This window comes from Wolbachia endosymbiont of Armadillidium vulgare str. wVulC (assembly GCF_001027565.1).
Classification (GTDB): Bacteria; Pseudomonadota; Alphaproteobacteria; order Rickettsiales; family Anaplasmataceae; genus Wolbachia.
Genome location: NZ_ALWU01000008.1, coordinates 82269 through 108540, shown reverse-complemented (window position 1 = coordinate 108540; position 26272 = coordinate 82269). Strand labels below are relative to the sequence as shown.

21 protein-coding genes, 1 tRNA gene, 1 rRNA gene and 3 pseudogenes are annotated in these 26272 nt (G+C 33.7%); 4 read left to right on the top strand and 22 right to left on the bottom strand.

What is annotated here, in order from left to right; all coding sequences use genetic code 11:
* Nucleotides 1–44: 44 nt before the first annotated feature.
* From wVul_RS05125 to wVul_RS05050, 17 genes are all read right to left on the bottom strand, one after another.
* Nucleotides 45–842 carry a hypothetical protein gene (locus wVul_RS05125; protein ID WP_047759494.1) on the bottom strand — a complete coding sequence of 266 codons (798 nt, stop codon included), beginning with the start codon at nucleotides 840–842 and terminating at the stop codon, nucleotides 45–47.
* A gap of 107 nt (nucleotides 843–949) precedes the next feature.
* Nucleotides 950–1021, bottom strand: a tRNA-Cys gene (locus tag wVul_RS05120).
* A 5-nt stretch (nucleotides 1022–1026) separates the two neighbouring features.
* Nucleotides 1027–1923 (bottom strand): class I fructose-bisphosphate aldolase, encoded by an 897-nt coding sequence (locus tag wVul_RS05115; protein ID WP_047759445.1) that lies wholly within the window; start codon nucleotides 1921–1923, stop codon nucleotides 1027–1029.
* Nucleotides 1924–1981: 58 nt separating this feature from the next.
* Nucleotides 1982–2992 (bottom strand): molecular chaperone DnaJ, encoded by a 1011-nt coding sequence (locus wVul_RS05110; RefSeq protein ID WP_047759444.1) that lies wholly within the window; start codon nucleotides 2990–2992, stop codon nucleotides 1982–1984.
* A 56-nt stretch (nucleotides 2993–3048) separates the two neighbouring features.
* Nucleotides 3049–5328: an AAA family ATPase gene (locus wVul_RS05105; protein ID WP_047759443.1), complete on the bottom strand. Its 2280-nt coding sequence runs from the start codon at nucleotides 5326–5328 to the stop codon at nucleotides 3049–3051.
* A gap of 291 nt (nucleotides 5329–5619) precedes the next feature.
* On the bottom strand, nucleotides 5620–6846 hold the full coding sequence (locus wVul_RS05100) for a DEAD/DEAH box helicase (RefSeq protein WP_047759442.1): 1227 nt from the start codon (nucleotides 6844–6846) through the stop codon (nucleotides 5620–5622).
* Between the two features lie 34 nt (nucleotides 6847–6880).
* Nucleotides 6881–7132 carry a cold-shock protein gene (locus wVul_RS05095; protein WP_047759441.1) on the bottom strand — a complete coding sequence of 84 codons (252 nt, stop codon included), beginning with the start codon at nucleotides 7130–7132 and terminating at the stop codon, nucleotides 6881–6883.
* Between the two features lie 174 nt (nucleotides 7133–7306).
* Entirely contained in the window at nucleotides 7307–8641 is a 1335-nt protein-coding gene (locus wVul_RS05090; RefSeq protein WP_047759440.1) for a TldD/PmbA family protein, read from the bottom strand.
* An 18-nt stretch (nucleotides 8642–8659) separates the two neighbouring features.
* Nucleotides 8660–9532 (bottom strand): ATP synthase F1 subunit gamma, encoded by an 873-nt coding sequence (gene atpG / locus wVul_RS05085; RefSeq protein WP_047759439.1) that lies wholly within the window; start codon nucleotides 9530–9532, stop codon nucleotides 8660–8662.
* A gap of 141 nt (nucleotides 9533–9673) precedes the next feature.
* The gene (locus wVul_RS05080) at nucleotides 9674–10861 is read right to left on the bottom strand and encodes a tetratricopeptide repeat protein (RefSeq protein WP_047759438.1); all 1188 of its coding nucleotides are present in this window, start codon (nucleotides 10859–10861) and stop codon (nucleotides 9674–9676) included.
* Nucleotides 10858–11589 carry a hypothetical protein gene (locus tag wVul_RS05075; protein WP_047759437.1) on the bottom strand — a complete coding sequence of 244 codons (732 nt, stop codon included), beginning with the start codon at nucleotides 11587–11589 and terminating at the stop codon, nucleotides 10858–10860. Before wVul_RS05075 ends, wVul_RS05080 begins: the two co-directional genes overlap by 4 nt.
* The gene (locus wVul_RS05070) at nucleotides 11582–12811 is read right to left on the bottom strand and encodes a lipoprotein-releasing ABC transporter permease subunit (RefSeq protein WP_047759436.1); all 1230 of its coding nucleotides are present in this window, start codon (nucleotides 12809–12811) and stop codon (nucleotides 11582–11584) included. The genes wVul_RS05075 and wVul_RS05070 overlap by 8 nt, the downstream gene beginning before the upstream one ends.
* Before the next feature lie 116 nt (nucleotides 12812–12927).
* Nucleotides 12928–14229: a sugar phosphate nucleotidyltransferase gene (locus tag wVul_RS05065; RefSeq protein WP_047759435.1), complete on the bottom strand. Its 1302-nt coding sequence runs from the start codon at nucleotides 14227–14229 to the stop codon at nucleotides 12928–12930.
* Between the two features lie 109 nt (nucleotides 14230–14338).
* On the bottom strand, nucleotides 14339–15598 hold the full coding sequence (locus wVul_RS05060) for a hypothetical protein (RefSeq protein ID WP_047759434.1): 1260 nt from the start codon (nucleotides 15596–15598) through the stop codon (nucleotides 14339–14341).
* A 76-nt stretch (nucleotides 15599–15674) separates the two neighbouring features.
* Nucleotides 15675–16040 (bottom strand): succinate dehydrogenase, hydrophobic membrane anchor protein, encoded by a 366-nt coding sequence (sdhD, locus tag wVul_RS08855; RefSeq protein ID WP_153295603.1) that lies wholly within the window; start codon nucleotides 16038–16040, stop codon nucleotides 15675–15677.
* Nucleotides 16037–16414, bottom strand: coding sequence for a succinate dehydrogenase, cytochrome b556 subunit (gene sdhC, locus wVul_RS05055; protein WP_047759433.1), 378 nt, complete (start codon nucleotides 16412–16414; stop codon nucleotides 16037–16039). Before sdhC ends, sdhD begins: the two co-directional genes overlap by 4 nt.
* A 104-nt stretch (nucleotides 16415–16518) precedes the next feature.
* Nucleotides 16519–18022, bottom strand: a 16S ribosomal RNA gene (locus tag wVul_RS05050).
* Nucleotides 18023–18242: 220 nt separating this feature from the next.
* Between wVul_RS05050 and wVul_RS05045 the strand changes: the two genes are divergently transcribed.
* The 3 genes and pseudogenes from wVul_RS05045 to wVul_RS08845 all read left to right on the top strand — a co-directional run.
* Nucleotides 18243–18791 (top strand): hypothetical protein, encoded by a 549-nt coding sequence (locus tag wVul_RS05045; RefSeq protein WP_047759432.1) that lies wholly within the window; start codon nucleotides 18243–18245, stop codon nucleotides 18789–18791.
* Nucleotides 18792–19446: 655 nt separating this feature from the next.
* Nucleotides 19447–20182 (top strand): annotated as a pseudogene (locus wVul_RS08850) (transposase).
* Between the two features lie 34 nt (nucleotides 20183–20216).
* Nucleotides 20217–20421 (top strand): annotated as a pseudogene (locus tag wVul_RS08845) (IS256 family transposase); the annotation flags it as partial.
* A gap of 196 nt (nucleotides 20422–20617) precedes the next feature.
* Here wVul_RS08845 and wVul_RS05040 read toward each other — a convergent pair.
* The 4 genes and pseudogenes from wVul_RS05040 to wVul_RS05025 all read right to left on the bottom strand — a co-directional run bounded on the left by wVul_RS05040 (nucleotide 20618) and on the right by wVul_RS05025 (nucleotide 23243).
* Nucleotides 20618–21606, bottom strand: a pseudogene (locus wVul_RS05040) (IS110 family RNA-guided transposase).
* Nucleotides 21607–22045: 439 nt separating this feature from the next.
* Nucleotides 22046–22312, bottom strand: coding sequence for a hypothetical protein (locus wVul_RS05035; RefSeq protein ID WP_047759431.1), 267 nt, complete (start codon nucleotides 22310–22312; stop codon nucleotides 22046–22048).
* A gap of 311 nt (nucleotides 22313–22623) precedes the next feature.
* Entirely contained in the window at nucleotides 22624–22914 is a 291-nt protein-coding gene (locus wVul_RS05030; protein ID WP_153295601.1) for a hypothetical protein, read from the bottom strand.
* 83 nt (nucleotides 22915–22997) lie between these two features.
* Entirely contained in the window at nucleotides 22998–23243 is a 246-nt protein-coding gene (locus wVul_RS05025) for a hypothetical protein (protein ID WP_047759429.1), read from the bottom strand.
* A 433-nt stretch (nucleotides 23244–23676) separates the two neighbouring features.
* Here wVul_RS05025 and wVul_RS05020 point away from each other — a divergent pair, with 433 nt between their 5' ends.
* On the top strand, nucleotides 23677–24540 hold the full coding sequence (locus wVul_RS05020; protein ID WP_153295599.1) for a hypothetical protein: 864 nt from the start codon (nucleotides 23677–23679) through the stop codon (nucleotides 24538–24540).
* 163 nt (nucleotides 24541–24703) lie between these two features.
* Here wVul_RS05020 and wVul_RS05015 read toward each other — a convergent pair whose 3' ends face one another.
* Nucleotides 24704–25717 carry an IS110 family RNA-guided transposase gene (locus tag wVul_RS05015; RefSeq protein ID WP_047759358.1) on the bottom strand — a complete coding sequence of 338 codons (1014 nt, stop codon included), beginning with the start codon at nucleotides 25715–25717 and terminating at the stop codon, nucleotides 24704–24706.
* Between the last annotated feature and the right edge of the window lie 555 nt (nucleotides 25718–26272).

Genomic DNA, 26272 nt, shown 5'->3' with positions numbered 1-26272 from the left:
GTTTATCGAAATAGTAAGTATATAGTTTCTATGAGTAGTAAAAACTAATTTTTCTGAAGGAAAACCACAACTTGATCAGTATTTTTATCTACTAATTCAAGGTAGCCAAATTTGTTAATTTGAGATTTTATTAGTATAGGGATCTTATTTCGATTTAAATAAAATCCCTGTTTTGATTGTTTATTAATCCGCAACCTTACATCCTCATTTTTCCAAGCAAGCATCTTATTTATTCCAGATTTTTCTTTACAATTATCTTCATTTACAAATCCTAAATATTCATCTTCTGAAGAATATATTGCAATCTTGCATATTCTATACCCTACCCAATTCCCTAGATATGGGTCAGTATCGTTTTTTTCGTGAAGCTCGAACTCCCCTTTAACATATTCCCATGGAGCTTTTGCATTACCTATTTTTTTTAGAAAGAGTACATCCTGATCAAAGTTTATAATGGTCCTTGTATGAAATGTTGTTAAGCTTGTGTCCCATAATAGTTGTTCTGTGATGCTAAAATGTTCTTTATCCTTTTGCATATTTTGAAATGATACGATTATCACATCTGCTCCAACTTCTCTTCCATAGTTAATATATTGACTAACACGTCCATGTTTGGCTGTGAATGATGACTTACCTATTAACAGAAAGTCATTAAATAATGCATTATACATAGTCTGTGCACCGTAAGCTGTACCAACGTAAACCGGTTGTTTGTTAGATGCAGGGTACTTTTTTGGTGCAAGATGAGTATACGAGCTCTTTAATAAATAGTGAAAAGTACAACTGGCAAGCAAGAAGGGCAAACCAATTAATAATAAAACTTTCGTTAGTCTCTTTGGCATTTTACTGCTTATATTTTGAATATAGTATCTTATTTTTTTAAATATTTCATTAAAAGCCACACCTCTTGCTAAAATTTCAGAAGAAAAAACGATCTAATTGAAATAAGAGGCCGGGACCGGAATTGAACCGGTATAAAAGGATTTGCAGTCCTCCGCATAAGCCATTCTGCCACCCAGCCGTTTTTTATGTGTAGATATCCATTATATCTTTTAGCATAGATAAAGCATCCTCTCTTTTTCTCTGAAAAGTGTTACGCCCGATAATTGAACCATTACCACCGCCTTGCTTAATCTCTTTCGCTTCATCGCATATGTCATCTACTTCCTTCGATTCACCACCAGAAAAAACTACTATTCTTTTCCCTGCAAAACAAGACCTTTTAACATATTCAATTCTTTTAGATAATGACTCAATATTTTCTGTTTCTATTTTCTCCCTTTCCAAATAGTTAGTTGGAAGTTTTACTTTGATTATATTAGCGCCAAGTAAAGCTGCTATGTGCGCAGCATAGGCAATGACATCAACCGCCGTTTCACCTTCTTTGGAAATTCCTTCACCGCGTGGATAAGACCATAGCACTACAGCAAGGCCGCAGGACTTAGCCTCAGCTATAATTTCGCGAGCTTCTTCCATCATATCAAAGCATTTAGCAGAACCAGGATATATAGTAAACCCAACAGCCACGCAGCCCAAACGTAGTGCATCTTTTACAGAAGCAGTTATTGCTTGATCAGAAGTTAAGCCTTTTGAGTGCAAGGAGTTAGCGCTATTAAGCTTCAAAATAAGCGGAAGCATTCCAGCATAAGTTGAAGCACCAGCTTCGATCATACCAAGTGGAGCAGCGTATGCGCTTACTCCTGAATCAACTGCAAGCTGAAAATGATAATGTGGATCGTAAGCATCAGGGTTAACTTCAAAGCTTTTTATTGGTCCATGTTCAAATCCTTGGTCTACAGGAAGAATTACTAACTTGCCAGTGCCACCAAGTTTTCCGTGCATAAGAACGCGAGTAAGATTTGCTTTTACCCCAGGATTTTCACTTTCGTAATAACTTAAGATTTGTTTTACTTCTTCACTCATTAATATCTTCAAATTTACTCAAAGTGTAGCAAAAACTATAGTTGAAGCAAAGACCTTTTTACGCTCTTGTTCCTACACCTATATTTAAAGGTGTAACTTTAGGATCGGTGGTGTGCTGTTGTGGTCTTTCTTGAATTAAATCTTCAAAACATATTTTAACAACAGGAAGAACGAGCGGCATAAGCACTAATTTGTAGTCATACCATGCAAATTTTTCCTTGTAGCTAAATTCTACGTCTTCTTCATATAAACGCTGAATGCAGTGTTCACTATATAATTCAGAAGCTTTCGTAAAAGTTCTAAGTGAAGCAATAAGTAATAAATCCAATACCAAATTAACTATCAGCATCGTTCCATATTGAACAGGCCAGCCATTTTGTGCAATTTCCGATACTAAACTACATACAGCAAACACTGCTGCAGTACATATAACACAATTATTAACAGTAATAAGCAGATTGCATCTTCGATTGAACCTGTCCAGATTTTCTTCTTGTAGACCCCTTTGTTTACTTGCTGCATAAAAAATGCCACACAAGGCTATAATGAACAACCATGGCCAAATCCCTATGCTGAATGCATAAAATTTATAAGCAACGCTTTGCAGCTTGCTAGTAGTGGCAAGCTGTGATAAGCAATATTTGACTTTACGTGACGAATCAAGTACCACATTTGCTAATATAAAAAATAAAAATGCTCTATTTATAGCTTTGCTTCTACGTGATAATATTCCATGAATTTTTGTTTGCCTCCTCCGTTCTTCTTCACTTGATAGCCTTTCATATTGACTAGGAGTTTTCCCTTCTTTTAAAGCGTTGAGATGCTTCTCTAGCTCTTTTTTATCTGCACTAAGTTTTTGAAACTTTTCTGTAGCTATCTTTTTCTTCTCCTCATCTTTTTCTTTGTCAGGGTGGCACTTTAATGAAAGCTTTCTAAAGCGCCGGTCAACCAACCTGAGTATATCGTCAAACTCCTGACTTATTACTTCTTCCGCCTTTATTCCCAATCTTGAAAATAAATTCTGTAAATCTTGATTACTGTAATACTGATTTCTAGTTAAACTTGCCACTGTAGCCTTATTAAAAGAGGTAAGTGTATTATATTTAGAATGCTAAAACAAGAATTTTAAGTTATATCAAAAGCAATTTCTTGCTTATTCATATAACTCCTTAATTTCTTTCCTTTGATTAATCGACGATTCAGTATTTCTTCAGCCAAATGACTTTTTATCTCTTTTTCAATCAGCCTCTCTATTGGGCGCGCTCCCATTTCTTTGCTATAACCTGTTTGTGCAAGGTAAGTCTTTACTTCTTCTTCCACTGAACAGTTTATGCCCTTTTGCATAAGTTGTTTTTTCAATTCTTGAATAAATTTATCCACAATGTGCAAAATGACATCCGCATTCAAGTCAGAAAAAGAAATGACTGCATCCAGGCGATTACGAAATTCAGGGCTAAAAATCCGTTCTACTGCTTTTTCGCCATCACCAATATTAAAGTCCTTATGCCCAAAGCCAATAGAACTTTTACTACGTTCAAATGCCCCTGCATTGGTTGTCATAATTAAAATTGTATTGGAAAAACTAACTTTCCGTCCGTAAGTGTCTGTAACGCACCCATAATCCATGATTTGTAGTAATATATTGTAAATATCACTATGAGCTTTCTCAATTTCATCAAGAAGTATGACACTATATTGATTGTTAGATACAGCTTCTGTAAGCAATCCACCTTGGTCGTAACCCACATATCCAGGAGGAGAACCGATCATTCTAGATATTGTGTGAGATTCCATATATTCAGACATATCAAATCGTATAAGGTTCATACCCATACTTTGTGATAGTTGCTTCGCAAGTTCAGTCTTACCTACACCAGTTGGTCCTGCAAAAAGATAATTTGCCAAGGGTTTATTGTAATCTCTCAGACCAGATTTTGCAATTTTAATAGAATTAACAAGAGACTCTATCGCTTGATCTTGACCAAAAATGACCTTCTCGAGATTTTCTTTCAGAGATTTTACTCTTTGCATATCATCAAGCCCGCAAGGTACGTTTGTAATCCTAGTGATAGTATTCTTAATGTCTCTACTGTTTATAATTTTTCGCCTGTTTTTTTGTAACTTACAATATGCGCCTGCTTCATCTATAACATCAACTGCTTTATCAGGTAATATTCGCCCAGTAATATACTTATGTGAAAGTTCAGCTGCAGATTTAATGGCATGTTTCGTGTAATATACTCCATGGTACCCTTCATAATAATGCTTTATACCATCTAGTATCTTTACTGTATCATTAACGGAAGACTCTTTTACATTAATTTTTTGAAACCTCCTTGCTAATGCTTTATCCTTTTCAAAGCTATTGCTATATTCTCTGTATGTAGTTGCACCTATACAACGCAATGTACCTCTTGCAAGTGCAGGTTTGAGCAGATTGCCGGCATCAAGAAAGCTGCCACTTGTTGAGCCTGCTCCAATAATAGTGTGTATTTCGTCAATAAAAAGAATAGCACCAGGTTTTGTCTCAATTACTTTTATTATAGATTTTATTCTTTCTTCAAAGTCACCTCTATAACGTGTTCCCGCAAGGAGTGATCCTAGATCCAAAGCATAAATTGTGCTGGATCTCAGTGCACTCGGAACACTACCTTCGATAATTTTCAACACCAGACCTTCAACTATTGTTGTTTTACCAACACCTGGTTCTCCGACATATAAAGGGTTATTTTTTCTGCGTCTTAGTAAGATTTCTATAGTGCGATTTAATTCGTAATCACGACCAATGATATAATCTATTTTTTTGCTTTTTGCATAATCATTTAAATTTTTACAATAATTTTGTAGAACTTCTTCATCTTTTAATAATTCACTTTTATTTGCTACAGTAGAGATATCGTTATTCTTATCAAGTTTTATCTTGCGATTAGTGATGCATTCTTCTATATCACCTGAATATTTTATATTAGATATATTATAAATCAAATTAGAATCCTTCGCATTCTGTTTGCGCAATAGCTCTTCAATATATAAATCTTGTTCAGACAGAATCTCTAACAGAACACTTGCTCCATTTATTTCTTCTTTTCCCAAGCGATGGGCCCGCATCATGGCTTTATGTATTATGCATTGAAATAGCGCATCAGGCTTAACTTTATTGACAGTCAATTCGGAGTTGTCTTGTAAAAAACCTTTTATATTATTACCATGATCATTCCTTAATATAATATTATCTATATTTATGATTTCATCAGCTCTGATGTTACATCTTGACAAAACATAATTTACATCCACATCTTTAGTTAATGCTAGCAACAAATGTTCCACTTTTGCATATTTAAGCTTACAATTAGAAGCAATCAGCAACGCTCTATTTAAACTTGCCTCTAAATTTTTAGAAATCATCTATTCTCTTTAAAAGTGTAAATTTATATATAATTAGTAGCACACAATTATTAAAAAAACTGAAATCTAGTAGCTCGTTGTAGCCAAATTAAACCCAATTACAGCCTCACGTTATACTGTTATAATATATCTTCAAAATGGATCTTATTTGTAAGCAGTGGAATTACGATTATCAAGTTGTAGCTAACCCTAATTTGGGTTAGCTATATATTCTTTCTGCCATCCTCCAGCCACTTCACTTTGCAGCAAACTTATTGGAGTTTTTAAAGAATAGAAGAATAGTTAAGTACATTAATATGCTTTTTCTAGTACTCTACTTGTCTTCTTAAATGCATTGATCTTTTTTCTACCGTATTTAGTCTTTAACGTACTTGGTCTTTTAAAGACCTTTTTGCTGTTACGTTTTTTAAATTGCACACTACAATCAAAATTTGGCTCTCCTTCTTTATCTGCTAATGCAGGCCGTCTTCCCTTATCTTGAGGTGTAACAAAAGATAGCGCATACCCTTCAGCTCCAGCACGTGCAGTTCTACCTATACGATGAATATAGTCAGCTTGCGATTGTGGTGCATCATAATTGATAACATGTTGAATATGAGGAATATCAAGGCCACGAGAAGCAACATCTGTTGCAACCATGATTTGATTACGGCCACGACGAAAAGAATTAATGACCCTTTCGCGCTTGTGCTGCCTTAAATCGCCATGAATTGCTAAAGCGCTATAGTCATCTTTGTACAACTTGTTAGCTAGCTGATCTGCCCCTTGCTTTGTTTTGACAAAGATAATGATTGACCCTTCGCGCTGACATAGTTGTGTAACAAGCTTTTCATATTTTTCTGATTCTGATGCATAAACAATTTCTTGCTTAATTTTTACAGAAGTTTTAGCCTCACAATCAACAGAAATACGTTCCGGTCGATTAAGGTACTTCTCAGTAAGTTTAACTATATCACTAGGAAGAGTTGCAGAAAACATAAGGGTCTGCCGTATTTTTGGCAGATATTTCATGATTCTTTCAATTTGAACTCCAAAGCCCATATCAAACATGCGATCCGTTTCATCAAGCACAAGAATGCTAACATTGCTAGTAATCAAAGTTTTACGCTCAATATGGTCCATAATACGACCAGGAGTACCTATTACAATTTGTGTTTTTTTCTGAAGCTGATTTAGCTGCCTAAAAATAGGCTCACCTCCAATCAACAAAGCGACCTTTAGTGCAGAATTTTGAAATAAGAGTTTTCTTATCTCATTTGTTACCTGATGGGCAAGCTCTCTGGTTGGCACGATGACTAAAGCTGAACCAATGCTTGGCTCATTCAGCAATTTAGCAACTAATGGAATAGCAAATGCTAAAGTTTTTCCAGTTCCTGTTTGAGCAGACCCAAGAATATCTTTACCCTGGAGAGCTAAAGGAATCGCTTGCATTTGAATCGGAGTTGGAACACAAAGATTATTTTTACTTAGAGCTTGTCTAAGCAAAATCGGGAGGCCCATTTCATGAAAATTACTCACAATACATTACCCTATTACAAAGCTTCATGACAAACTAATCTTCTAATCTTAAATTTATTGCAGATTTTTTATCTTCTCCGTTCCTACCACGCTCCTCTTTAAGCTCATAACTTACTCTTTCCCCTTTCATTCCTCTCTTTTTATCCTCTCCTCGAAGTGTATCAGGACTTATTCCTGAACGTTCTAATGTACTAACATGTACAAAAACGTCCTCACCTTTACCTTCTGGCTTGATGAAACCATAGCCTTTTTCAACATTAAACCATTTTATATTACCAAATTCCATATGAATAACTCTTAAACTATTAACTAATATTATTAATGTGATGAAAAACTTTGAAATTACGATTTAGAATGCTTTAAGCTTAGTTATTGCAACTAAACTTCTATACTCCATAGTCTATTCTTAACATTACATGATTATAATACACAATTATTGTACTTGATGCAACTAAATTTTTTAATCACGAAATGAACCTGCAACTGTCATTTCACTAACTTTAATCGTTGGTGAATTAAATTGCCCACAGAAAGTTAGGTCATTTGCAACAACTAAATTGCTAAACATATCTTTCAAATTGCCGGCAACAGTAATCTCGTGTATTGGATAGGTTATTTTGCCATTCTCTATAAAAAATCCGGATGCACCCTGACTATAATCGCCATTAATTAAATTAACACCAAAACCAAATAAATCAGTTACATATATTCCCTCTCTTACTTCCTCAATTAATTCCTTAAATGATCTATTACCATTTTTGAAATAGAAGTTACTAGCTGAAGGAATAATTGCAGCATTGCTTGCACGAGTTGCATTTGCAGTTGTTTCCAAGTTTAATTTCCTAGCCGAATATAGATCTAAAATCCAATTTTGTAGTACTCCATTTTTTACAAATTCATTTTCTCTGCTCATTACGCCTTCCCCATCAAATGGTCTTGATGCTATACCCCTTGGTAACAACGGGTCATCGATAATGTTAATTCTATCATTGAAAATCTGAGTGTTTAAACTATTTTTCAAAAAAGAGCTATTATTCACAACATTGCTGCCATAAATGGCAGAAGCAAAACTTTTCACTAATTCTTTTGCTGCTCTTCTTTCAAAAAGAACTGGAAATTTACCAGTTTTAATTGTACATGAATTTAACTGGTCTATTGCTCTTTTTGCTGCTTCTTTCCCAATTAACTCTGGCGATTTTAAATCACTAAAGTTACATGTTACATCGTAATCGTAGCCAATCTTCATTTCACCCTTTTCTCCAGCAACGACAGAAATCTGATTAATAAAAGTTGACTTACTAAATGAACCAATAAAACCAGAAACTGTTGATAATACCGTATTTACTGAAGTATGTGAAGATGAAGCTCCTTTAGAATTAATAATATTTTTATGTGCAAGAGCTGAGTTTTCTGCAGCTTCAGTAATTTCTTTTAATTTATCAATGGTTACAACATTATTATCTGAGATATTTAAATCTGCAGAAGAGATATAATTACTGCCATCTATAGCAAAGCTAATATAAGGATCTTCCTGGGCATTCTTTGCCATTTCTACCACTCGGCTTATCGTATCACTGAGATTATTCAAATCGTTTGTAGAAATATACGCAGCTTTGTTCTTACCTGCTATAGCTCTAATTCCTATAGTACAATTTTTAGATTGTGATATTTGCTCAATTTTTGATAAACGCTGAGAAACCGAAGTCTTATTAGTTTCATATATTACAACTTCCGCATCTTGATTCTGCTTTTTTATTAGTTTAGTGATATCTGCTACAATATTTAATATATTCATTTTTTATTCCTTAGGTCTCTATAAAGATTCTGCACCACCTATAACTTCAATCAAATCAGTTGTAATTGCTGCTTGACGAGAACGATTATAAAGCAGTGCTAGTTTATTCAGCATTTCTTTAGTGTTTCTGTTTGCTGATTCCATAGCAACCATTCTAGCACTATTTTCACTTGTTGCACTTTCAAGTGAGGTGGAGTAAAGAGCAACTGCAATGTAATCTTGAATCAAAGATTTTAAAATAAATTCAACATTTTGTGGTTCATATTCATAGCTATAATCTGTCGTTGAATCAGCTAGAGAGTTATCAATCAAGGATGAGCTTTTACTCCATGGTTTTATTGTTTCCAACATTGGTTTTTGCGTGAAGGTATTATAAAATTTGCTATACAAAACTTTAACCTTATCATATTTACTTAAGTCTATATCACTAACCAAAGCTTCTATATGCTTTAGCGTGATTTCCTTATTACTTTCAACCTTCAAAATACTTTTAGAGTCAAATCTACCCTTACCTATCTCAAAAGCTTTTTTACCAAAAAATACAATATTTACTTTCTTGCCACTTACAATTAATTTATTTATATGCTTCTGGCTAAATCTGATAACAGAAGAGTTAAAGTTACCACACAAGCCACGATCAGACGCAATAACAAATATTAGGTAAGAATCGTCTCCATTGACATTTAGAACTCTTGCCAGTAAATCTTGATCAATTGACAGCATTGATGAAGAAATAATTCTATGCAGCTTAGATATATGCAATTTTGAATTTGATAATTTTTTTTGGCTTTGTAATAATTTTGCTGCAGAAACCATTTGCATTATTTTCGTGGTTTTCTGCACAGACTTAATATTCTTAATTCTTAAGGACAGTTCCTTCAAGCTCTTCATTTTGTATACAACCCCAATTTATTAAAATATATAACTGGTAATGTCTAAAAACAAGTTTTTTTAATATGGAATTGGCCTTTCTTAATAATTAACAAGAGCATTTTACTATAAAGCTTTATTGTATATACAATCAAAACTATTTCAGCTCGAACACTTATAATCCCATTGCTTTAGCTCTCTATTACAACCAGTACATTTCCAACTTGGATCAGGAACAGCTTCTGAGTCCATTTTGTTTAACCAATAAATTGCTTGATCATACTCTTGCAACATAATCTTGAGCCGTATCATAACAAGATAAATTGATATATAGTTAGCTTTTTTCATAGCAGTATCTAAATACTGACTTGCAAGATCATATTTACCCAAACTAATTGAAGACGAAGCAAGTAAACAGTAACTAAAATAATAATCAGGACGTAAGTTGTATAATCCTTCAGCACCTTTATTATTTAACTTGATATACATTCTAGCTGATTGAGGAGTAGGATTTACCCTATGCTCTTCCTCTAATACTGCGGAAGCTTTTCTGATTTTTTCAAGTTTGATATATAATTCTGCCTTTAAATAATTGATGGGCTGAAAAGTTGCATAATAACTTTGTGCTTTAGCTAAATAATCTATAGCTTTGTAAAAACTTCCTTTACCTTCGTATTGCTTTGCTAAAGCGCAATAAAAAACCGCTAACATCTTTTTACGATCAAAGGAAAGAAAAATATTGAATTTGATAGCTTCCTTTAACTTTGAAATTGCATTTATCCAATCTTCTTGCAATATACAATGCTCTATTTGAAAGGGAATAGACAGAATTTTATCATTAATTGAACTAGAGCAATATTCTATAAATTTTTGAAAGACTGATCTTTCTTGCTTTAGGTGAACAATCAATTTATTGACCAGAAGTAGAGCTAAGTTGCGATTTTTACTTGCAATACTCGTCAAATTATGGCTAAAAAAGCTGTAATTTCCCGTTTTACCTGAATTAAAGAGCTTTACTAAAGATAATTTATCGCTTTCTTCATTTAGATTTTTAATTAGCTTATTAGTGTTCTCTATATCACCTAAGTCTAAGCTAAAGAAAGCTTCAAAGAGAAGCAATTCTTCCCTACTTCTTCTTCTATTTTTTATGTTAGCAAATGTTGATGAAATAGAAGAACAAAAACGTGCAACTCCAATCAATAAAAATAATAGGACTACACAAGCAAGAATAACGAAATACAGATCAATACTTATAATATAGCTGCCTAGCTCTAACTTGACTACTTCACCACTAACCTTAACCCATATCCCAAATAAAAAAGAGAGAGCAAAAATTATAAAATAACTCATGAGATGTATTGTAATAAGTGATGATATATTGTTGAAGTATTCTTGAAAGCCACAATAAAACCATTCAATTTATTAAGCCATGGCTTAAATTCCGGGTATGTTAAATCGCTTATTATGGTTTCTATGCTCTGCCAATCATTATCGCTTATTGACTCCTCAATTTCGATAAACTTTGCTCTTAATGGATCATTTTTATCTTTTATTTTCATCCAATTTGAAATAATTTTTTTAAACAATGTACTTTTATTATAGTCAATAACAGCAATATTCTTCTCAAAAGACAATTTTAAACCGTGTAAAGTATCTACCTCTTTCAAATTTTCTAGCTCATTTACTGCATTTTCTATTTCTGGATCGTCAAGCTCTGATACCAAAGGCTTTATTGAATTTATATGATTATCAAACTTTGTTTCTTGCAATAATGAATTCCTCATTTTAACTACAAGTAGAAGTAACTTTGCGAGGTTCTTATGCCTTGAACTACCGTCACCTTGCTCACATTGAGTGTGCAGATTTCTCTTTAAATCAAATATCTTTTTCTCTACCTTAAATTGATTAACTTCAAGCAACGTTCTAAGCTCGTCTATCTTTTCCGTTAGAGCATTTATACTGTCTTCACTTTCTTGCTGATTTATTTTAAAAAATATTATGTTATTTATTGCAATACAGCTGACAAACAATAATACAATTAAGAACCAACCTATATATTTTTGTTGAGTATCATTCATAACGTAATATCTCCACAGGATCTTGTGCAGCTGCTTGCAACGCAGGGGGAATTGTCGCTAAAAATGATAAGAACAATGCAAGTACGGAAATGTTCACCACATCTTGAGTGGATAGTATTACTGGCAAGCTTGAAAAAAAATGTATCATAGGATCAAGCAATTTGACATTAGTAATGCTTTCTAAAAACACTCTAATATTCTCAATGTTGAGAGAAAAAATAACCCCTATAATAGAGCCAAGACAAGTTCCTGCAAAACCAATTAGTAGTCCACAAGCGCAAAATATGCGCATAATGCTTCCACTTGTTGCACCAAACGTACGCATAATTGCAATTGCAGATTTCTTTTCTCGCACTATCATCATCAAACTTGAAACAATATTAAATGCTGCTACAACTATAATCAAAGTAAGAATTAAAAACATCACATTTCTTTCAGTTTTTAAAGCATTAACATAATGGCTTTGCTGAGATTGCCAACTTTCAGCTTTCATCCCTGTTTCTTTTGCTATAGCATCTGCCAGCTTATTAGCCGCAGCGATATCGTCTACAAATACTTCTATATTTCTTATACTATCTTTATAATTAAAAAAAGCCTGAGCTGATTTCATGGGCATGTACATCAAGGTATTATCATACTCAAACATACCCATATCAAATATGGCTACAACTTTATATTCTTTCATTCTTGGCATTTCATTAAACAATGCATCAAATCCTTCAGGCGATACAAGCATAATATTATTACCATAATCAATCTTCAAAGCTTCTGCTAACCTTGCCCCTATTATTATCCCTTCATCAAATTTTTCCATATTACCCACAATCACATTATTTGTAACAGTAGTATTATTAAATAAGTCTTTAGCTGATACACCTCGGACCACGCTACCTACAATTCCACCATTTGCTGCAACGATCACTTGATCATTGGTCATAGAAATGGCTTTTAATACACCTGGGATTTTCTCAATAGATTTTGACACTGCATGGTAATCTGAACTAATGTTTCTATCAAAGTAAACATTAATATGACCACTAATACCAAGTACAGAGTCAAGCAATCTTGCTCTGAACCCATTCATTACAGACATTACTACTATTAGCATTGCAACTCCAAGAGCAATACCAATAATAGAGAATAAAGTCATCATAGAACAAAATCTGGAGTTCTTTGCTCGCAAATAGCGAGCAGCTATAGTAATTTCAAATGCAATGGACATTATACTAAGATTTAAACATCATATTTTTTAGACTTCATATAATTGTAGACTTTCCTTTACCTAAAATTAGGTTGTCTAAATTTAGCAAGCTTGCAGAGTATATTCAATACCCTATATTAAAACCTTCCATATACATCGTCCAATCTTACTATATCACTATCAGATAAAAACTTCCCCACCTGAAACTCAACTATCTCAAGAGGAAAGCTTGTGCTTTTATTCTCAATTCTATGCAACACCTTCCTTGGAATCTCTATTACATGATTTTTCGCTATAGCATATGTTTTGTCATCTAAACTAACACATCCAACTCCTGATAGTATTATATGGTACTCATCTCTATAGTGGTGAAATTGCTTAGAAGTACAGCTTAGTGGATTTATAAAAAGATATTTTATAAGAAAATCCGTGCCCATTAAAACTATACTATAAAATCCCCATGGCTTAATCTCTTTCCTTATTGGCTTTGCTTCCTTAACTTTATTAATAAACAACATTAGGCTCTTATTTGGCCGTTTATAAACTCTACTTAGTAAATTTTTTGCATCATTTTCTGTCATCAAAACTGGCTCTCTTCCTTTGATTATAGGCTGAAATGACTCCAAATTCTTACTAAATCTCTTACTTAATTCTAAAACTGAACCCCAAGTACCAACATCCATCCAATCGAAATTGGCTTCTATCATTACAACATTTTCTGCTTTTTCTATCACTAGGTGATCAATAGATATACCTTCAATTCCTGCACAATCTTGCTGTTTTAAATACAGAAATCTCTCTCGTGGTACAAAATGTTTTATACTTGCACAACATAAATTATAGAGATGCAGAGCAATTTTTTTTATCTCATCTATATAGCGTCTTGCTTTCAATACAAACATTCCAGAGTTCCAATAATGATCGTTGTCCAACTCATATTCAGGCTTTTCTATAAAGCTCTTTACTATGTGATATTTCCTTTTCTGATCATAAACTGCATTTATATAGCCATACTCAGAATTGAATTCATGAGGCTTGACCCCAAAAGTAACTATAGAGTCAGTTTCAGAGGCTAGCTTAGACGCTTTCTCAATAGAAACATAAAAACTATTCAAATCACCTATAAAATGGTCTGAAGGCAGAATTAAGATTGTCTCGTTTTTATCGCAGAGAAGTGCAGCAATTAGTATTGCCGCCGCTGTTCCAATTTTCACTGGTTCGAAAATCACTTTATATTCTTGCAGCGCATGCAATTCCTCCATCACTAACGACTCATACTGTATATTTGTAGCAATTATAGGCAGCATATAATCGCTTTTTAGCCTCAATAAAGTGTTCTGAAACATAGTATTCTGACTAAATATTTTCTGAAATTGCTTTGGCTTAGATAAAGGCCAAAGTCTGCTGCCACTACCACCACATAATATTACAGGGCGCATTTAGTTAAGATATTAATTAAATAATTAATATCTTATACTAAGAGCAAGATACATGCAAGTTTTTGTTGTGGGATAATGAAAGTAAAAAGTAATTTAAAGTAGTGGCCAGTTAGCGAGGAGTTAATTGAATTTTTTCGTCTTGCAATGAATTCCGTCTGCTTAGTACTTCATTAACACGAGGAGTATCACTCATTTTTTCAACATCTGCTTTTTTAGACGCAGCTATTTTCTCATTACTTTTGTTTTGCAACTTCTCCTTTAAGCCTTCTTCAACACCTAGTTCTCTAGATTTATCTATACTTTCACTACTTTTGCTCAACCCCTTCTCTAAGTTTTTTTCAATATCTAGTTTTCTAGCGTTAAGCTCTTTCCATGTGCCCACTATACTAAGTGGCTTATGATGCTTTTGCCCTGGCTTTAGCCTTTCTCCACCTTTAATAACATGAAAGTCACTTTTTGCTTCTTCCCAACATCCTTCCAATTGATATTTCCACATAGTGTAGTAAGCATCACCATACTTTTTTTCATTTGCTACAAATAATAAAATTGGAGCTTTAAGTATGGTAGCTCCTACATTTACTAAATTTTTTACTGCTATTGCAGGAGTAAATAAAACATAACCTAAAAACTTCGCAATTGGGTTTTGTTTGCTTATTAAATATTCCCCAAATTTTATAGGAATCAAAGTTAACAACCTAGTACAAACTTTAGCCAAGCTTGTAGCAAAAACAATAGGAACAGATATAAGACTCTTATCTAGCTCTAGATTACCATTTTGATCTCTAATTTCTGAAAAATGGCTGCTTAGCTTCTTATAATCACTAGTGTATAATAGCTTACCGTTTCTCCCTTTCTCATCTCTATGCTCTTCATTAACCTTTCCTGTTTTATCATTGATAGAACAATCTTTTTTAGCAAGAAAAGAGGAATTAGTTAATCTAAGTAACTCAGTATCAAACTCAAAGACCGGCAAGTGTTTTTCAAGATCTATTTTTGAAAACTTAAATGGCTTATAAAATTTACTATAATCATTAACCTCACGCCTACCTTTACTAACTAAAAAGTCAATAGTAAAGTAAGATTTTTTATCAATTTCTTTAACCAAGGCTAGATCAAATTTGTATTTATTATATATAAGCTGGTACTCTGGATTTCCGTCTTTATCTTTTACAAGCTTGTCATTTTTTTTTACAACTCTCCCAGAATCTACAATCTGATCATAATTTTTTGGATATTGACACTTTCGTCCATCCTCATATATCATTATCTTTCTAAGGTCTTTGACATAAACTTGAGATTCGGATGAGGTAAATATACCCTTCACTTTTAGTATAAGATCTGTTACTCTTGTTTTTAATACCCCAAACATATTGCTAAACCAAAATCGCTATAGTTCAATAATAAAATTAGTACACTAATAATATATTAACACAGAACTGACAATTTTACAAGAAAATATGCCTGTAAAAGAAAAAGATTGTAAATGCAAGGGTTATATAAGTAATGCTTGATAAGCACTTTATACACATAACTGTAAAAATCCGTAGAGGTATATTGTATATATAATCCTCACACACTACCTGCATCCCAAGAACTGCATGCCAAAAAACACAGAATACCAATATAACAAAAAATAAAAGCTCTAGCGGGTGATTAACAGCCTGAAATAATTTTTCACTAAAAGATAAAGAGCTATCAATATAAAATGTGCAAGAAAGTGAATAAATAAACCAAGGAAATAAAAATAATAAAATCACCGCAGAAACACGCTGGATCCACCAATGATGTACTGAATTTCCAGATTGACTCATATAAGCATAAATAAAAAGGCCATAGTAGAAAGAAGTAGCGTTACTGTTAGTAACATAGCACTTTTTGAAACACTAGCAATTTCTAAATTAAGTCCAGCATCCCACAATAAATGACGAATACCATTAAGAAAATGATATAAGAAGCTTATAAAATATAAAACATAAGCTAATTTAGCAATAGGAGTAAATAATAATACATTTAAGTACTTTACTATAAATAACTTGGGAAAATAAACATATAATATGAAACACCAAGAAAGTATCATTAATAAAAGGAATAGCAAGATACCAGTCAATCTATGCATAATAGAGAAAAAACTAGTAACCTGTACTTTATATATTTGTAAATGTGGAGAAAGAGGCCTATCACTCATAAAATTCCGTTACCGGGAAATTAAAAAAAATAAAGTAGAAGTAAAGACAGCAGCATAGCACATAACAATACCACCATTTAAAATGATAAGCTATGTACAAAGCCTAAGGAGGTAATCCAGCTGCAGATTCCCCTACTGCTACCTTGTTACGACTTCACCCCAGTCACTGATCCCACTTTAAATAACTCCCTCCTTACGGTTAGGTCATTAGCTTCGAGTGAAACCAATTCCCATGGCGTGACGGGCAGTGTGTACAAGACCCGAGAACGTATTCACCGTGGCATGCTGATCCACGATTACTAGCGATTCCAACTTCATGCACTCGAGTTGCAGAGTGCAATCCGAACTGAGATGGCTTTTAAGGGATTAGCTTAGCCTCGCGACTTTGCAGCCCATTGTAGCCACCATTGTAGCACGTGTGTAGCCCACTCCATAAGGGCCATGATGACTTGACATCATCCCCACCTTCCTCCAGTTTATCACTAGCAGTTTCCTTAAAGTCCCCAGCATTATCTGATGGTAACTAAGGATGAGGGTTGCGCTCGTTGCGGGACTTAACCCAACATCTCACGACACGAGCTGACGACAGCCATGCAACACCTGTGTGAAATCCGGCCGAACCGACCCTATCCCTTCGAATAGGTATGATTTCCATGTCAAGGAGTGGTAAGGTTTTTCGCGTTGCATCGAATTAAACCACATGCTCCACCGCTTGTGCGGGTCCCCGTCAATTCCTTTGAGTTTTAATCTTGCGACCGTAGTCCCCAGGCGGAATGTTTAACGCGTTAGCTGTAATACAGAAAATAAATTTCCCATATTTAACATTCATCGTTTACAGCGTGGACTACCAGGGTATCTAATCCTGTTTGCTCCCCACGCCTTCGCGCCTCAGCGTCAGATTTGAACCAGATAGACGCCTTCGCCACTGGTGTTCCTCCTAATATTTACGAATTTTACCTCTACACTAGGAATTCCTCTATCCTCTTTCAATCTCTAGATTAACAGTTTTAAAAGCAATTCCAAGGTTAAGCCTCGGGATTTCACTTTTAACTTATTAGTCAGCCTACGCGCCCTTTACGCCCAATAATTCCGAATAACGCTAGCCCTCTCCGTATTACCGCGGCTGCTGGCACGGAGTTAGCCAGGACTTCTTCTGTGAGTACCGTCATTATCTTCCTCACTAAAAGAGCTTTACAACCCAAAGGCCTTCTTCACTCATGCGGCATAGCTGGATCAGGCTTTCGCCCATTGTCCAATATTCCCCACTGCTGCCTCCCGTAGGAGTCTGGACCGTATCTCAGTTCCAGTGTGGCTGATCATCCTCTCAGATCAGCTATAGATCATTGCCTTGGTAAGCTATTACCCTACCAACAAGCTAATCTAATATAGGCTCATCTAATAGCAATAAATTTTTCCCCCGTGGGGCGTATACGGTATTAGTTGCCGTTTCCAACAATTATTCCGTACTACTAGGTAGATTCCTATACATTACTCACCCGTCTGCCACTAAATTATACCGTAGCAAGCTACAATATAATTCCGTTCGACTTGCATGTGTTAGGCCTGCCGCCAGCGTTCATTCTGAGCCAGGATCAAACTCTCAAATTTAGACTTCAACCTATAAAAGGTTGAGGATACATCGGATAAATCCGATAAAAAATAATTTAGCTTAATACTGCTGTCTTTATTTCTACTTTAGAAATATTTTAATCTCCAACTATTCAAACAACTTTGAAAACATTATTATGTGATATAATCAATATGTCAATATGTTTTTGCAAATCAAAAGGCATTAATGTATAAATATATAATCATTTAGAATATTAACATGAAAAAATACATCTTTCTGCTTGCACTTGCGCCAATGTTAGTTGGCATCACATTATACTTATTGCATAACATTGGTAATACAAAACAATCTATAACTTCAGGTGACAAGTTTTATGAAGGATTATTCTTAAAAAAAGATAATAATCCACTGCTAGAAGAAATAGACTCAAACTGGAAGTATTTAGCAAATTTTGAACGCGCATTTAATCATATCTCAGATTCAACGCCAACAGATACAGCATCTATTTATAGTGATTTAGCAGATAATAAAGATATTCCTGATGTTTTTTGTGAATTAGCACGATACTTAGAAGTAATGAGCTCACTTCACTCTAATGGTAAAAAAATAAATCAAGAAACAATTGATAGTTTACAATCAAGTACAGTGTATCCTTATTCAAGCCAAGAAGTAACCGCTATAGTAAAGATACATAATAATGATATTAAAGGTGCAATTGAAATACTGCATTCACTATTAAATGATAGAGAATGCCCTACTCTAATCAAGGCCAATGCACAAGAATTACTTCAGATATACGAAAGCTAAAAAACTGCTTGCATAACAGCAGTGTGTTGGATTCAATGAAAGCAGAAAAAGTTGCTTTACAAATTTCATCAGTCTCCTTATTATGACATTAAGGGTATTTATGACTCAAAACTTATTTTTGACCTGCAGATTCAATAACAAAATTTAGGGTATTTATTGGTAGATTACATAAAATTATAGCGCCTGTATGTCTTTTAAATTTTTTCTACATTCAGCCAAATCGCGCTTAAATTAAGCGTTAGCAGTAGGGTCGAGAGCTGGCGCGCCTACTTTAGGGTTTGATGGCTTATCCATCACTTTCATGATGGTCCTCAATCCAAATTCCCATATTTACGTTTCCAACTCCCGCCTCATCAAACGCAGCATGCGTAGAGTAGGTAGCCAGAGAGTTACAGTTAAGCACTTTTCCCACAACCCCTCTCTGACCTTACCCAAAAAAGTAGAGAGAAAGTTAAGACGTTTTTGCTATGAAAATGATGAATCAAAAAGTTCAGGAATGCAATGTAGAATGTCTACGTTGTTTATTATAAAAAATTTCTATATATTCAAATATTGTGGTTCTATAGCCCTTCTCATAATAGTCCAAAAAGAGTAAGATATGGATTTATAGTAGTGAAGATAAGTAGCATATAGTTATGACTTAAGGAAAAGGGTAATGGAAGCGTTGGATGAAGGAGAGAGTGGAGCCCAAGAGATTTAAGATCGGAAAAACAACTTTATATGAGTGGAAGAAAAGACGTGAGAAAACGGAAGATTTTCAGTCAAAAAAGCCTGGAAGCATGGCATAAAATTACCAACTGGAATGCATTTGCCGAATTTGCAAATGAGCAAGGTGGCAAAACTCAGTCAGAGATGTTGGGGCAATATTAGTAGACAATCGAGCACTTAAAAATATAGGATTCACAAGAAAAAAAAGACCTATGGATACAAAGAAAGAAATGAGGAAAAGCGATCTCAATTTGCAAAGGTTATAGCGACAAAAGAACTTAAAGAATTGGTGTATATAGATGAGTCTGGCATTGATAGCAGTGAACTTATGGATATTGTCAGAAGGGAAAGCGGTTTTATGCTCTAAAATCTGGTAAGAAAACTCAACGAATCAGTATGATTGCAGCCTTAAGTGGAAGAAAGGTAGTTGCTCCGTTAACCTTTACTGCAATATGTTAATAAATGGTTTGAGCAGTTTCTGACACCGATCTGGACAAACTTGATAATGCTACTTTTCATAAGTCTAATAAGATTTGCTAAAGGGGTTGGTGCAGAAATTTTATATCTGCCTCCGTATTCTCCAGATTTTAACAAAATTGAGCATAATTGGTTTGCTATAAAAAACAGAATCAGGAACTCTATTCACATCTTTTCGTCATGCTGTCGATTCTTCCTTCTTATGACCTTTCTGGACTATTATGAGAAGGGCTATACTCTAGAAAGCTGATTTATACTACCAATCCAATTGAGGGGTTATATAGACAAATCAATTAAAACTAAAGACCAGTACAAACGCCTTGTACAAACAGGTATATTGCGCTATAAAGAAAGTAGAGCAAAAATGGCTCTGTCTAATTGGGCTTTAACTATGTCTCAACTTGATATCTTTTTTCCTGGTAGGTTAAGAATTGAGTTGAACTAAAAATTCGGCTTGACACAGTTTATTTAATCATAGGCGTCAAGTTAAGGAAAAGTGGCATAAGAAAGATACCGTCTTGCTAGTCAACAAAAAAATTACTCAAGCTGTATCATAAAATCAAAAAATACTTCTGATTGTGTAACAGTACACAGATTACAGTTAGTGAATATGTTGAATGGATTGGAAGCATTTTTTGATTTTAAACTACAGTCAACATCCTAGTTCTGTAATTCTTGATATGATTTGGATCAAAAGCACTTTTGGATGTCAGGATACCGAAAATGATATGGAGTAGCTTACGCTCCCACAATTGCCATATTATGCTTACCCTTCTTCTTTAGTCTTTGGCAAAAACTCACAATGATAGGATTGTGATTCTTGGCTACTATGGCAGGAAAGAAAAGGGCCTTACGTAATGTTTGTGAACCTGATTTACTTAATCTTGGTTTAGAATGTACAGATGAACCTGATGTTATATTTTTCGGTATAACTCCTGTATATGCTGCCAATTGCCTGGCATCTCTAAAAGCTTTTATGTCAGGGATTTCAGCTAAAATAGCTATTGCTGATTCCTCTCCTATTCCTGGAATAGTCAATAGAAGTTGAAAATTTTCCAACAATTCTTTGTGTTGCTTTAATAGTTCACGTACGGAGTTTTTTATTGTTTCTATTTTTTGAGCTATATTCATTGCAAGGTCTTCCCAAGCATTTACAACTTCTTTAGGCAGTCTCTCTTTTTTTTCTAGGTGGTTATTTACTAATTCTTTTAACGCAACTGAGCAACGATAAAGATGTTTTAATTTTTTCATTTCAGAAGAAGGTGGTGTCCAACGAGTTGGTTCCTGTCTTTGGCAATAATCAGCAATAATTTCTGCATCAGTCTGATCATTCTTTTGTCTTACGAGCTTACTCCTTGTATAAGATTTAATACAATAAGGATTTACAACACTAACAAAATGTCCAGCATTGTGCAGAAATTCAGCCAAAGCTTCGCTATAACAACCACATGCATGCCTTTACTTCTTCCACATTATGCTTTTGTAGAAAACTCAGCAGACCTTGAAACCCAAGATCATCGTTCTTAAAGCTCCTTTTCCTAGTTTCACGCTTTTCTTTTTTACTTATGAATGAAAGAAAAACATCAAAGCGATCTTTTGATACATCAATTCCAAGAAAGTTGTTGATCATATATAACCCCATACGTTACCATTTAAAACGAAAAGTAAGGCTAACCTTGTGGATACAGAATTAGAGCCATTTAGGTCTTTCTACGATACCGTCCAGCCTATACTTTTGAGGAGGGAACTCTTATCTTTCTTACAGATTTTATATCTAAGAGGAGAAACAGAGTTCTTCCCTCCTCCACCTAATGCTTAAGCTTAAAACATTAGGTGCTTTTTACAAGATACAAGAAGAGAAGCAGTAAAAATTATTTTAGACATTAAACGATAAAATTAGTAATTTATAGACTCTTAAAAAAAATTATCTTATTTTAGATCAAGATTTCTTAAAAAATAAATATAACAAATAAACCTTAAATAGTTGCTATATTGGGCGTATTCTCTTAACTTGATGCGTATGCTTTTTTAAACATTCCCAAGTATATTTTAATTAGTAGTTACAAAAATTATTTGGCAACCTTATTTTCTAATATTCCTTGTACGTCAGAGACTTCAAATCCTAGCGATGCAACTACTATGTTTTGTAAGTCTGTTGGGTTAAATTTTTCTAATTCTTTTTTAAATGTATTAGTTTGTTTGTATGCTATGTCTCCTATTTCAGCTGAGTAACTTGTATTACCACCTCTCATGCTTATCAAAATATTGCTTAGCATATATTCAGCATACAAAACAATCGTGTTTTCTAACTCTTCTTTTCCTTTTTTGCACGGCAAAATAGTAATTCCAATACGTTTAGCCTTATCTCTCTTTCTCTTGCTTGAGCTATTTGTTTTATGCTGTCAATAATATAATTTTTGAGCTCATTATATGGGGGAAGTATTGCAAGAGAAGACGTGTCTGCATAAGAAAAGTATAAAATAGTAAATTTATCACATAAATCTTCATAATTTTGCTGATATTTCTCTGGCTCATATTTTAATTAGTTTATAGTTTTTTTGTCTTTTAAGCTTTCTAGAACGCTCTTTGATTGCTGATTACATTGTGAAACGACTTCATATATTGTTCGAAAATCAGAGGATAATATCTAATCAACTTTTTCATAGACTTTAAAGTGAAAAGATGAGTAGTTGATAAAACCGTTTCCGTTATGCTTTTCAGTATTGTAATTTTTAATAGCATCTTTATCCTCATTACTTAATTTATAATAATGCTTATCTAATAAGTGTTGCTTTAGTAGACTAATCAACCTATTTCTGCTAGCTTGTTGAATGTCATATTTTAAGTAATTAAGAATATCTATATACTTAGTAATAGAAAAATCCTTTATGCTAGTTCCATGCTCTAATAATGATTCAATTAATTCTACTTTTTTCACAACTTTTTCTTGCCAATAACTTGTGGCTAAATATGAGCTGACGCACAAGCAGAGATCGGCGCACAGCTCTTCTATAGCTTGATTTATGGGGGTGTTCTGTATTTAATATTAACGTCAACTCCGTTTTTTATGAGAAATTTTGTAGCTTGACTGTCAATTTCTTCAAGAAAGGTGAAAAAAGTGTTTCTAATATCATCATCTTCGCTTTCATTTATATGTGCTCTCAGCACATCATTACTCAATCTTCCATTTTTAACTAGCTCCTTTAGCTCTGCTACTTTCATCTTATAGCGGATATCAGGCTCAACTTCTATACGTTTTTTTTCCAAACACAGCTTATTCTTTAAGTAGATGACCAACTATTAATATACCAATTTTTGCCACTAAGGTCAAATTACAGATTTCTTAGCCGTTGTCCTGACAGCACTAAAGATGTAAAATAATTTTACTTAGGAATGAATACCATAAGAAATTTTACAATAATAGCCTATGATGACTATTTAATAGAGGAGTGCAAGAGAAATCAAGTCAATTTATATAGAACGTGAGCGTGGAAAGCACAAACGGTAAGGCTTAATTGTACTGCAAGTTATGGTGAATTATCTGTACGAATTGCCTAAAATAGATGAGAATTATATGATTAATAAAGCGATTTCTCATTCAAAAAAAGTGTCAGCTATGTTAAAGGATTAATCAAAAAGATGTTGAAAGCCTCCTAATACTTATATATACGGTATTAGATAGTTTTATGAGGTAAAATATATGAATAGTGAGATACTAAAAAAAATAAAACAAAAAATACAAGAGAAAGTAGAACGTAAAGAACTGTACAGTTTCTTTATAGATTCTAAAGAAATAGAGTCATTCAATGATTGTATTAGTAGTATTAAAAGTACTGGAATAAGCGGAAAGGAATCGAATGAACTGCAAGATATTTATAAAGAACTTTTTGAAATACATCATAACATTTCTACTGACTGGAATAGTAATAAGGCTAGCTTAAGTAGTGAGAAAATCATTATACATTGTCGAAATTTAGAGTCTATCTTAAAGATAGTAAACATAATCAAAGAATTGAAGAAAGGATTGGGCCAAGCATACGTGACCTTAGGCTATGATGAAGAAAAGTTAATTAGTAATACCGAATCACTTCAGAAAAAAATGAAAGAAGCGCTAGAAAAAATGCAACAACAAAATGCAGCAAGGCAAAAAGAATTAGAAAAGAAAATTGAAGAAGAGTTTAGCAAGTGCATAGAAAGCGGCACTATTGATGCGGTATCAATTACAAAGTATGGGGATCAAAATCTTCTTTATGCAACAATTAAGCTAAAAGAAGACAATAAAAGCACAGATATTAAAGTAAGCGAATTTTTAAATAGTGATTTTTGTAAAAAAAACAATATTGTTGGTTTCTTTCTTTCAAATGGTGATCAAAAAGAATCTATCAATGGTCACATATATAAGGGGGTTAGATATTATTATTTAGGTACCACAACTCAGTATAAAATAAAGTTTAACTGGTATATAGATGAAAGATACCGTCTTGCGAGTCAACAAAAAAATTATAAAAATTGTCCAAGCTGTATCATAAAATCCAAAAATTCTTCCAATCTATATTTCGTGTAGTGGTACGCAGATTATAGTTAGTGTATATGTTGATAAGTAAATTAATTTTATACGTACACAACAGCAGAAATTTACTTATCAACATATACACTAACCAACAATATTCAATAAATTTGTGTAAGGTACTGTTTTACATAAGATATATTGGAAGAATTTTTGGACTTTAAGCTTCAATCAACCTCATAGCCCTGTAGTTTTTGATATGATCTGGATCAAAAGCTTTTCTTGAACTTAAAACACCAAAAACAATATGAAGTAACTTACGCATTGAAGCTCCCACAACAGCCATATTATGTTTGCCTTTCTCTTTTAACCTCTCGCAAAAAGTCATAATGATAGGGTTGTGATTCTTAGCTACTATAGCAGGAAAATACATCGCCTTACGTAATGTTCGTGAACCTGATTTACTCAATCTAGTCTTGGCATGCACAGATGAACCTGATGTTATATTTTTTGGTATGGTTCCTGCATATGCTGCCAATTGCCTTGCATTTATGAAAGCCTTTATATCAGGAATTTCAGCTAAAATAGCTATTGCTGATTCCTCTCCTATTCCTGGAATAGTTAATAAGAGTTGAAAATCTTCCAACAATTCTTTGTGTTGTTTTAATAGTTCACGTATGGAGTTTTTTATTGTTTCTATTGATTGCTCTATACTCGTTGCAAGGTTTTCCCAAACATTTACAACTTCTTCAGGCAGTCTCTCTTTCTTTTCTAAATGATTGTTTACTAATGCTAGCTCATTCTTTAACGCATCTGAGCAACGATAAAGATGTTTTAGTTTTTTCTTTTCAGGGGAAGGTGGTGTCCAACGAGAAGGTTCCTGTCTCTGACAATAATCTGCAATAATTTCTGCATCAGACTGGTCATTCTTCTGCCGTGCAAGCTTACTTTTTGCATAAAAGCTTATGCAAGCTGGGTTCACAACACTAACAAAATATCCAGCGTTGTGAAGGAATTCAGCCAAAGCTTCGCCATAACAACCAGTGAATTCCATACAGGCTTTTACTTCTTCTACATTATGTTTTTGTAAAAAGCTCAGCAGACCTTGAAACCCAATATCATCGTTTTTAAATTTTCTTTTCCTTGCTTCACGTCTTCCTTTTTTACTTATGAATGAGAGAGAAACATCAAAGTGTTCTTTTGAAATGTCTATACCTAAAAAGTTGTTGATCATATATAACCCCATACGTTACCATTTAAAATGAAAAGTAAGGCTTACCTTGTGAATACAGAATTAGAACCATTTAGGTTTTTCTACGATACCGTCCAGCCTCTACTTTTGAGAAGGGAACTCTTAATCTTTCATGCAGATTTTATATCTAGGAATGAACGCAGAATTTTTCCCTTCTCCACCTAATGCTTAAGCTTAAAACATCAGATGCTTTTTTCAAGATACAAGGGAATGTAGCATTACATTAAGTGCTAATAGCAATGGCACTATTAAAATAGTAAGTGATAGACCAACTGATAAAGATTTAGAAGAAAATAAAGATGTAAAAATTAAAGTTGGTGATAATTACCTAAGCCTTGCTGATGCAGTAAAAACATGTAAGCAGAATAGCCAGCAAAGCGATGAGGCAAGTAGCAAACTTAGTCAATCATCATCAGCTAATGAGCATTTCCGGCCACTAGTAAAGGCTCCAGCTTCATGTTTTTAGCAAAAAGGGAGATAAGTAATTGCTCTTACAATACTTAAAATGTAAAATAGATCTACTTAAATAAGTAGATC